Genomic DNA, 8,895 nt, shown 5'->3' with positions numbered 1-8,895 from the left:
TGTCGAAGGACTTAACCTCGCTCGAAGGATTACGGAATGCTTCCACCACCTGCGTATTTTGCGCTCGACGATGTTTATAAGATCGTCGGGCTTTCGTCGCCTCGGATTTCGCCCGACGGCAAGTCGCTCGTCTTCGTGCGTTCGCACGTGAACTTGCAGACGGACAAGCGCGATCCGCAACTCATGGAACTCGACATCGCGACAAAAGCCGAACGCGCGCTGACCGAAACGCGGCCTGGGGCGAGCGATCCCGCATGGTCGCCGAGCGGCGGCACGATCGCCTTTCTCGCCGATTACGAAAAGACCGGCAAGCAGATCTACCTGATGCCGATGGAGGGCGGCGATGCCGTGCGGGTTACGAACGCGCCGCAGGGCGTCGATCAGTTCGCGTGGCGCCCCGACGGAAGCGCGATTGCCTATGTGACGGCCGATGCGCCGCCCAAGCGCACGGGGCTCGCGCGTTGGCAAGACGGCTTTGCGGTCACGGATAACGCGTATCTTTCGCCCGGACCGTTTCCTTCGTCGCACTTGTGGCTCGCGAGTCGCGCGGCGGGCGGCGGCGAGTGGACCGCTCGACGACTGACGCACGGCGGCGACTGGAGCGTTGCAAACGGCGAGACGGGCTCCACGATTTCGTGGTCGCCCGACGGCAAGCGGCTGACGTACGTTCGCTTGCCCAACGCGCTGCTCGGCGATGCCGATCGTTCCGTCGTCGCGGTACTCGACGTTGCGAGCGGAACGAGCGCCTCACTCACCGGCCGCACGCGCTTTGAGTACAATCCGCGCATCGCACCCGACGGCCACGCCGTAACGTACACCTACGCGCGCGATGGCGACGCGATGAACGTTGCGGACATTTTTCTGAGCCCGGGACGCGGCATCGGCCGCGATATTTCGCGCGCGATCGATCGCAACACCGGCAACTACGCATGGTACCCCGGCAGCGACGCGCTTCTGCTCAACGGTAACGACGGTACGCAGCGCGCGTTGTGGAAACTTCGTACCGATGGCTCGTTCCAGAAGTTCGACCTCGGCGACGTGAGCGCGTTCGGCGACTTCGACGGCAGCATCTCGGCGAGCGGGGCGGTCGCGTTCGTGGGAAGTTCGCCGCACCATCCGGCCGAGATTTACTGGGCTTCATCGCCGACGGTTGCGCCGGTCGCGCTCACGCACGAAAACACTGCGGTGGCGTCGCACCCATTCGGACGCGTGCGCGATCTCGATTGGACCGGACCCAATGGATTTCACGAAGACGGCGTGTTAACGTATCCGGTCGCGTATCGCGCGGGCTCGCGCTATCCGCTCGTACTGCTCATTCACGGCGGCCCGACCGGCGCGTCGACCACCGGCTTCGACGAGCTCGCGCAACTGATGGCCGCGCGCGGATGGTTCGTTCTCCAGCCGAATTACCGCGGAAGCGACAATCTCGGCAACGCCTATCAGCACGCGATCTATATCGACGCGACCGCCGGGCCGGGAAAAGACATCATGGCCGGCGTACGCGCGACGGAGCAAGCCGTGCCGATCGATACGCATCGGATTGCGGTCTCGGGCTGGTCCTACGGCGGCATGATGACGTCGTGGATGATCGCGCGCTATCACATTTGGAACAGCGCCGTTTCGGGTGCGGCGGTCGACGATTTGATGTACGACTACGCGCTCGCCGACGATATCGGCGCGGATCGCGAATCGATGCCGGGCTCGCCGTTCGTCGGCAAGAACATGCAGTTTTACAAGGACGTATCGCCGCTGACGTATTTTCGCGACGTTACGACGCCGACGCTGATTCTCTCCGACGTGTACGACGTGCGAGTTCCGGCGGCGCAATCGTACGCGTTCTATCACGCGCTGCACGATCGCGGCGTACCGGTCGAGTTCTACGAGTGGCCGGTTCACGCGCATTTTCCGGGCGATGCGGTGCGCACCGTCGACGTCTACCGGCACTGGATGGGCTGGATTGGCGCGCACTTTGCCCTTCGTGACAGGGGATGAGGGTGCTGGGGGATTTGCGGGTTCGGGGGATGCGGGTGTTGGTGCGTGAGGATTTGAACGTGCCGCTTTCCGGCAAGGGGATTGCGGATTTTACGCGGATCGATGCGGCGTTGCCGACGCTGCGGTATTTGCGGGAGCATGGCGCCAAGACGATCGTGCTCTCGCATTTGGGGCGGCCCGATGGCAAAGTCGATCCGGCGTTTTCGCTGGCACCGGTGGCGACGGCGCTGAGCGAGCGCCTTGGGGTTGCGGTCGGCTTTGCAAGCGATTGCGTCGGTGCGCCGGCGACGGCGGCGATCGACGCGATGCACGACGGCGATATCGTGCTGCTCGAGAACGTGCGGTTTCACGCCGAAGAGGAGCGCAACGATCCGGCGTTCGCACGGCAGCTTGCCTCGCACGGCGATCTCTACGTGAACGATGCGTTCGGAACGGCGCACCGCGCGCACGCATCCACCGAAGGTATCGCACATCTGCTGCCCAACGCGGCCGGCTGGTTGATGGAAGCCGAGCTGCAGGCGCTCGCGGGGCTCGTTCGCGATCCGAAGCAGCCGTTCGTCTGCGTAATCGGCGGCGCAAAGGTTAAAGACAAGGTCGGCGTTTTCACGAATCTTATGGAACGCGTTCACGCATTTTGCATCGGCGGCGGCATGGCGAACACGTTTCTCGCCGCCAAGGGTATCAACGTCGGCTCGTCATTGCGCGACGACGATCTCGAACCCGCCAAACGTATCATCGAGCAGGCGAAGGGTCGCGACGTATCGCTGCTCTTGCCGATCGATGCGGTCGTTTCGACGGCGTTCGATAACGACGCCGGCGCGCACGCCGTCGATCTGGTCGGCGTCGGCGATGCGATGATCCTGGATATCGGTCCGAAAACGGCGGAAGAATACGCCAAGGTGATCGAAACCGCGCGCACCGTGGTCTTTAACGGACCGATGGGTGTTTACGAGAAAGCGCCGTATCAGAACGGAACGAAAGTCGTGGGCGACGCAATCGCGCGCGCGACCGAGAACGGCGCGATCAGCGTGGTCGGCGGCGGCGACGCGGCGGCCGCCGCGCACGAGCTGGGCTTTGCCGACAAAATGACGCACGTGAGCACGGGCGGCGGCGCGACCCTCGAGTTCCTCGAAGGCAAGTCCCTGCCGGGCGTTGCGGCTCTCGAACATCAGCCGGGTTCCAACTAATGGCGGCGCGGCGGCTCGTTGCCGGCAATTGGAAGATGTTCAAAACCGCCGACGCGGCGGTCGCGTTCGTCGACGCGTTTCTGCCGCTGCTGCCGATGATTCCCGAGAACATCGACATCGTTCTGTGCCCGCCGTTTACCGCGCTCGACGCGGTCGCGCGGCGGCTGCGCGGCCACGATCGGGTTGCCCTCGGCGCGCAGAACATGCATTGGGAATCGAGCGGCGCGTTCACCGGCGAGATCGCGCCGCCGATGCTGACCGATCTCGGCGTTCGCTACGTGATTCTCGGGCACTCCGAACGGCGCCAGTATTTCGGCGAGACCGACGAAGCGGTGTGCAAAAAGACGATCGCCGCGCTGACCCACGGTTTGACGCCGATCGTCGCCGTCGGCGAGACGCTTGCCGAGCGCGACGCGGGCCTCGCACACGAACGCGTCGTTTCGCAGACCCGAGCGGCGCTTCACGGCCTTGCGCCGGACGCGCTCGCACACGTGGTGCTCGCCTACGAACCGGTGTGGGCGATCGGGACGGGACGCAACTGCGAGGCCCTCGACGCCGATGCGATCATGCAGGCGATTCGCACGAGCATGCACGGCTTGACGAACGTGCCGATCCTCTACGGCGGGAGCGTCAAACCCGAGAACGTTCCGCTCTACGTCGCGCAACCGAACATCGACGGCGCTCTGGTCGGCGGCGCGTCGCTCGATCCCGAAGGGTTTGCCAATTTGCTGCGGGCCGCGTGCGAAGGACGTTGCGATGCCGTATAAACCCGTCGTGCTCGCCGTGCTCGACGGTTGGGGATGCAGCGACGATCGACACGGTAACGCGATTGCGGCCGCAGCGCTCCCGCATTGGCGCGCGTTTTTCGAGCGGTATCCGTGGACGACGCTCGAGGCGAGCGGCGAAGCGGTCGGGCTGCCCAAGGGCATCATGGGCAATAGTGAAGTCGGCCACATGAATCTCGGCAGCGGACGCGTCGTGCCGCAGGGTCTCGTGATCATCGACGCCGACATCGCGTCGGGCGACTTCAAGAACAACGGCGCGCTCAACGCGTGCTTGGACCAGGTGAAACGAACCGGCGGAACGCTGCACTTGATGGGGCTGCTCTCCGACGGGCAGGTGCACAGCTCGCTCGTGCACGTGCTCGCCCTTATCGACGCGGCGGCCGCCGCGGACGTGCCGCTCGCGTTGCACGCGTTCCTCGACGGCCGCGACACGCCGCCCCGTTCCGCGCAAGCGTATCTCGCGACGATTGAGGAGCGGCTCGCGAAGCGCGGACGGACGGGCGCGATCAAGACGGTGACCGGACGCTACTACGCAATGGATCGCGACAAACGTTGGGAACGCACGGAGGTCGCCTACGATGCGATCGCACGCGCGAAAGCCGCCTATCGTGCGGATAGCGCGCGGTCGGCCGTCGATGCCGGATACGCGCGCGGCGAAGATGACGAGTTCGTTAAGCCGACGCTCGTGGGTGGCGGCCAAGCGGTGCGCGACGGCGACGCGTGCATCTTCTTCAACTTCCGCCCAGATCGCGCGCGTCAAATGACGCTGGCGTTTAGCGACCCGGCGTTCGATGCATTCGGCGTAGAGCGCTACCGCGATCTGCTCTTCGCAACGATGACTAAGTACGACGAAACGTTTACCAATCCGGTGCTCTTCGGCCCGCGCCCGCAGTTCGAGACCTTCGGTGAGATCCTCTCGCGCGCCGGTTTGCGCCAGCTGCGTCTCGCCGAGACCGAGAAGTACGCGCACGTGACCTACTTTTTTAACGGCGGTCGCGAAGACACGTTCCCCGGCGAGGACCGCGAACTGATAGCGTCGGACCGGACGGTCGCCACGTACGATCTCGCGCCGGCAATGAAAGCGCGCGAGATCACGGACTTCGCCGTCGCGAAGATTCAGGCGATGGCATACGACGCAATCGTCATGAACTACGCGAACGCCGATATGGTCGGGCACACCGGAAAGTGGGAGCCGACGATCGAGAGCGTGCAGATTCTCGACGCGTGTCTGCAGCGGCTCGCCGATGCGGTGCTCGCGGCGGGCGGGCTGCTCGCAATCACCGCCGATCACGGCAACGCCGAAGCGAAGCTCGACAAAGACGGGAACCCGCTGACCGCACATACGACCAACCCCGTGCCGCTGATTCTAATCGGCAACGGTATTGAGGGAGCGCTGCGTCCCGGCAAACTCGGCGACGTCGCGCCGACGCTGCTGCAGCTCATGGGGTTGCCGGTTCCCGCGGTTATGACGGGCGAGAACCTCTTTACACCGGCGGAAACGGCCGCACGATGAACGCGCTGGAGCTAGCGCACGACGTTGACGTGCTCGCACGCGCGACCGGGGGTGAGATCGACGTTGCCATCGTTCTGGGCAGCGGGCTCTCCGACGCGCTTTCGCAGCACGCGTCGTTCGCGCGCGTGCCGTACGCGCAGTTGCGCGGCATGCCGCAAGCGCCGTTGGCCGGCCATGCCGACGAAGCGCTCGTCGGAAGCTGGCACGGAAAACGCGTGCTCGCCTTCGCCGGACGCGTGCACCTCTACCAGGGTTTTACGGCGGCGCACGTCACGTACAACGTCGCGCTTGCCGCGGCTTGCGGCGCCAAAACGCTGATCCTGACGAATGCGGCGGGCGGGCTCAATCCGCAGTTCGCCGCAGGCGACCTCATGCTGGTTGCCGATCATATCAACCTCACCGGGACGAACCCGCTCGTCGGCGATGCATCGCCCGACCCGTTCGTCGATATGGCCGACGCATACTCGCCGCGCCTGCGCGCGATCGCACGCGCGAGCGACGACGGTGCCGAGCGTCCTTTGCACGAGGGCGTCTACGCGGGGCTCGTGGGGCCGTCGTACGAAACGCCGGCCGAAACGCGGTATCTGCGGACGATCGGCGCGGATGCGGTCGGCATGTCGACGGTCCTCGAAACGATCGCCGCACGGCAGCGCAAGCTCGAAGTTCTCGGTATCAGCCTCATCACGAACGTGGTGGGTGCGCCGGAAATCTCACACGCCGAAGTAACCGCAGTCGCCCGCACGAGCGCCCCCCGCCTAGCCAACATCATCGCCGGCGTCATCCACTCCTCGTAACAAAGGAGAGCGCACCGCGCTAGCGCGCGAGTGCTACCCCGTTCAAATCCTCGTGTCGTTTTTTCTTTTGTCATGCTGAGCTTGTCGAAGCATGAGCGTTGTCGAAGCATGAGCTTGACGCGCAAAAGTGCGTTCGGGGCGTCGCCCTTCGACAAGCTCAGGGTGACAAAGGAGAGCGCGCCGCTAGCGCGAGTGCAACCCCGTTCAGATCCTAGCGTCGCTTTTCTTTTGTCATGCTGAGCTTGTCGAAGCATGAGCTTGTCGCGCAAAAGTGCGTTCGGGGCGTCGCCCTTCGACAAGCTCAGGGTGACATAAGGAGAGCGCGCCGCGCTAGCACGAGTGCTACCCCGTTCAGATCCTCGTGTCGCTTTTCTTTTGTCATGCTGAGCCTGTCCAAGCATGAGCGTTGTCGAAGCATAAGCTTGACGCGCAAAAGTGCGTTCGGTGCGTTGCCCTTCGACAAGCTCAGGGTGACATAAGGAGAGCGCACCGCTAGCGCGAGTGCAACCCCCTTCAGATCCTCGTGTCGTTTCTTTTTGTCATGCTGAGCTTGTCGAAGCATGAGCTTGTCGCGCAAAAGTGCGTTCGGGGCGTCGCCCTTCGACAAGCTCAGGGTGACAAAGGAGAGCGCGCCGCTAGCGCGAGTGCAACCCCGTTCAGACCCTCGTGTCGTTTCTTTTTGTCATGCTGAGCCTGTCGAAGCATGAGCTTATCGGAGCATGAGCGTTGTCGAAGCATGAGCCGGTCGCGCAAAAGCGTTCGGGGCGTTGGCCTTCGACAAGGTCAGGGTGACAAGAGGAGCGTTAGCGGCGCGCGGGGGTTGGTTGCGCGGCTTTGGCGCGGGCGGGGTTGGCGGTGCATGGAGGATGCGCGCATTCGTAGCCGGCCATGCGATTACGCGAGCTCACGATCTTCATTCGCATTCCGCAGTACAAACATTTTGGCGCCTGCCACTGTCCCTGTTCGCTCAACGTCATCAACTCCTATGCTCTCTTCTTCGCAAAGGAATGAAGATTTCCGCTCGCGGAAAGGCCCCAATTGCTTGAGTCTTTGGACCCACTATTCCACGCGATAGCTTCCGCTTGCGTCGATACAGACGCGGCGGCCGGCGATTGCGACCGATCGGACGGTGTGGTCCCAGAAGGTGAGAATCCGCACGACGGCCGGCTTGATGCGGGCCAATAGGGCGCGCGTGCGTTGCGAAACGGAGAGCGCGTCTTTTACCCACGGCGGGTGTTCGCGGGGAAGCGGCGGCGTCTCGAGTTCGTCCTCCGGTAGGATCGGGAAGACGTACGGCGCCGGTTGGATCGGTGCGTAGAGTGCGCCGGCGGCCGGATCGGATTCAATGCGCGGTTGGAGCATGCAGGTGCTTTCGGAGATTCCGCAGCGCGGCTAGATGCAATTGCGACGCGCGTTGCGGTGAGATCGACATGCGAGTGCCAATTTGATGGAGCGTAAGGTCGCCGAGATAGTGCAGTTCCATCAACGTTCGCTGACGCGGCGGCAGCGAGCCGATCGCACCGCGCACCACCGCCTGCTCGGCGCGCTCGCCGACGATCGCTCCCGGGTCGGCGCCCCAATCGCCGGCGAGGGTTTCGCCGGTTGGAAGCGGGCCGTCGAGCGAGAGCGGCGTGTAACGATACGCGTGCGCGGTCGCGCGCTGTAGCGCCGGCCGGCGGCGCTCCATCTCGCGCTGCGTCGGCAACGATCCGGATTCGGTGGCGATCGCGTACCGTTCGCGCTCGGCCTCACGCACCTCGCGGCGTACGCGTTCGGAGACGGGGTCGAGCCGGCGCAGGCCGTTGAGCATCGCGCCGGCGACGATGCGCCCCGCGTATTGCTCGATCCGCGGACCGCGCGTCGGATCGAACGAATCGACCGCGCGAATCAAGCCGACGCTGCCGTCGCCGATCAAATCATCCAGATCGCTGCCGGGCACCATCCGCTGCACGCGGCGTGCGATCGTCCGAACGAGCGGAAAGAGCTCGCGAATGCGGGCTTCCCGTTCCTCGCCGCTACTCGACATGGCTCCTCGCAAGCGCCGTCGCGATTAATGCGGCGAACCCACCGGCGTCGTGCTCGGCGATCGTTCGCGCGCACGCGCCGAGCGCGACCTCGCCGAATTGCCCGAACGCGCCCTGCATCGGAGCTAGTACGCGTTCGAGCATCACCGCTTCGAACTGCGCGCCGAGGCGTTGCGCGACGCGGCTATCCACGCGTACAAAATGCAGACCCATGCCAAGACGTTAACAGCCGATCGTTGCCGGAAGATTGCGTCGTTATTACAAATGTGTGCGCCGCGGTTTCGAATGAATATCGAAACCCGCGCCGGGGCAGACGTCTAGAGCTGCACGCCGTTGGCTGTGCATACGAAGTGCAGATCGATGCAGAGAAAGACCCACTCCCGCAAATGAGGGAGTCGGACGTTTAGGCCCAGTATAGTCGAATCATGCAGAAGACGATCGCTGCCCTGGTACTGTTAGCGATGACCGTAACATCTGTCGGCTCCGCGTCGCAGAACGACGTTAACAAGATCCGATCGCTACGGCTCGAGAACAACCGGGCGATCGAGTCACACAACGTTACGCTAATGAAACGCGCATGGACTCACACAATTCGACTCA

9 protein-coding genes are annotated in these 8,895 nt (G+C 64.0%); 6 read left to right on the top strand and 3 right to left on the bottom strand.

What is annotated here, in order from left to right; translation table 11 throughout:
• Positions 1-36: 36 nt before the first annotated feature.
• From VIG32_01040 to VIG32_01015, 6 genes are all read left to right on the top strand, one after another.
• A complete protein-coding gene (locus tag VIG32_01040) occupies positions 37-1,992 on the top strand; it encodes a S9 family peptidase (protein ID HEY8296595.1) in 1,956 nt (651 codons plus the stop codon).
• Positions 1,989-3,179, top strand: a complete 1,191-nt coding sequence (locus tag VIG32_01035; protein HEY8296594.1) for a phosphoglycerate kinase — start codon at positions 1,989-1,991, stop codon at positions 3,177-3,179. The genes VIG32_01040 and VIG32_01035 overlap by 4 nt, the downstream gene beginning before the upstream one ends.
• Complete coding sequence (gene tpiA / locus VIG32_01030; protein ID HEY8296593.1) at positions 3,179-3,946, top strand: triose-phosphate isomerase; 768 nt, start codon at positions 3,179-3,181, stop codon at positions 3,944-3,946. Before VIG32_01035 ends, tpiA begins: the two co-directional genes overlap by 1 nt.
• On the top strand, positions 3,936-5,477 hold the full coding sequence (gene gpmI / locus VIG32_01025) for a 2,3-bisphosphoglycerate-independent phosphoglycerate mutase (GenBank protein HEY8296592.1): 1,542 nt from the start codon (positions 3,936-3,938) through the stop codon (positions 5,475-5,477). Before tpiA ends, gpmI begins: the two co-directional genes overlap by 11 nt.
• Positions 5,474-6,271, top strand: a complete 798-nt coding sequence (locus VIG32_01020; GenBank protein HEY8296591.1) for a purine-nucleoside phosphorylase — start codon at positions 5,474-5,476, stop codon at positions 6,269-6,271. Before gpmI ends, VIG32_01020 begins: the two co-directional genes overlap by 4 nt.
• Positions 6,272-7,159: 888 nt before the next feature.
• A complete protein-coding gene (locus VIG32_01015) occupies positions 7,160-7,282 on the top strand; it encodes a hypothetical protein (protein ID HEY8296590.1) in 123 nt (40 codons plus the stop codon).
• 48 nt (positions 7,283-7,330) lie between these two features.
• On the opposite strand, the gene VIG32_01010 is transcribed toward VIG32_01015, so the two are convergent.
• From VIG32_01010 to VIG32_01000, 3 genes are read right to left on the bottom strand one after another with little or no spacing between them, the layout of a single operon-like run.
• Positions 7,331-7,633: a hypothetical protein gene (locus VIG32_01010; GenBank protein ID HEY8296589.1), complete on the bottom strand. Its 303-nt coding sequence runs from the start codon at positions 7,631-7,633 to the stop codon at positions 7,331-7,333.
• Complete coding sequence (locus tag VIG32_01005; GenBank protein HEY8296588.1) at positions 7,614-8,297, bottom strand: sigma-70 family RNA polymerase sigma factor; 684 nt, start codon at positions 8,295-8,297, stop codon at positions 7,614-7,616. Before VIG32_01005 ends, VIG32_01010 begins: the two co-directional genes overlap by 20 nt.
• Positions 8,287-8,508: a hypothetical protein gene (locus VIG32_01000; protein HEY8296587.1), complete on the bottom strand. Its 222-nt coding sequence runs from the start codon at positions 8,506-8,508 to the stop codon at positions 8,287-8,289. The genes VIG32_01005 and VIG32_01000 overlap by 11 nt, the downstream gene beginning before the upstream one ends.
• Between the last annotated feature and the right edge of the window lie 387 nt (positions 8,509-8,895).

Source organism: Candidatus Baltobacteraceae bacterium (assembly GCA_036559195.1).
Lineage (GTDB): Bacteria > Vulcanimicrobiota > Vulcanimicrobiia > Vulcanimicrobiales > Vulcanimicrobiaceae > JALYTZ01.
Note: the sequence above shows the minus strand (reverse complement) of the source record. Positions and strands in the feature narration are given on the sequence as shown.

Excerpts from the sequence above, each read along its gene's own strand:
- VIG32_01040 (HEY8296595.1), top strand. The coding sequence starts at position 37 with ATGCTTCCACCACCTGCGTATTTTGCGCTCGACGATGTTTATAAGATC.
- VIG32_01035 (HEY8296594.1), top strand. The coding sequence starts at position 1,989 with ATGAGGGTGCTGGGGGATTTGCGGGTTCGGGGGATGCGGGTGTTGGTG.
- tpiA (HEY8296593.1), top strand. The coding sequence starts at position 3,179 with ATGGCGGCGCGGCGGCTCGTTGCCGGCAATTGGAAGATGTTCAAAACC.
- gpmI (HEY8296592.1), top strand. The coding sequence starts at position 3,936 with ATGCCGTATAAACCCGTCGTGCTCGCCGTGCTCGACGGTTGGGGATGC.
- VIG32_01020 (HEY8296591.1), top strand. The coding sequence starts at position 5,474 with ATGAACGCGCTGGAGCTAGCGCACGACGTTGACGTGCTCGCACGCGCG.
- VIG32_01015 (HEY8296590.1), top strand. The coding sequence starts at position 7,160 with ATGCGATTACGCGAGCTCACGATCTTCATTCGCATTCCGCAGTACAAA.
- VIG32_01010 (HEY8296589.1), bottom strand. The coding sequence starts at position 7,633 with ATGCTCCAACCGCGCATTGAATCCGATCCGGCCGCCGGCGCACTCTAC.
- VIG32_01005 (HEY8296588.1), bottom strand. The coding sequence starts at position 8,297 with ATGTCGAGTAGCGGCGAGGAACGGGAAGCCCGCATTCGCGAGCTCTTT.
- VIG32_01000 (HEY8296587.1), bottom strand. The coding sequence starts at position 8,508 with ATGGGTCTGCATTTTGTACGCGTGGATAGCCGCGTCGCGCAACGCCTC.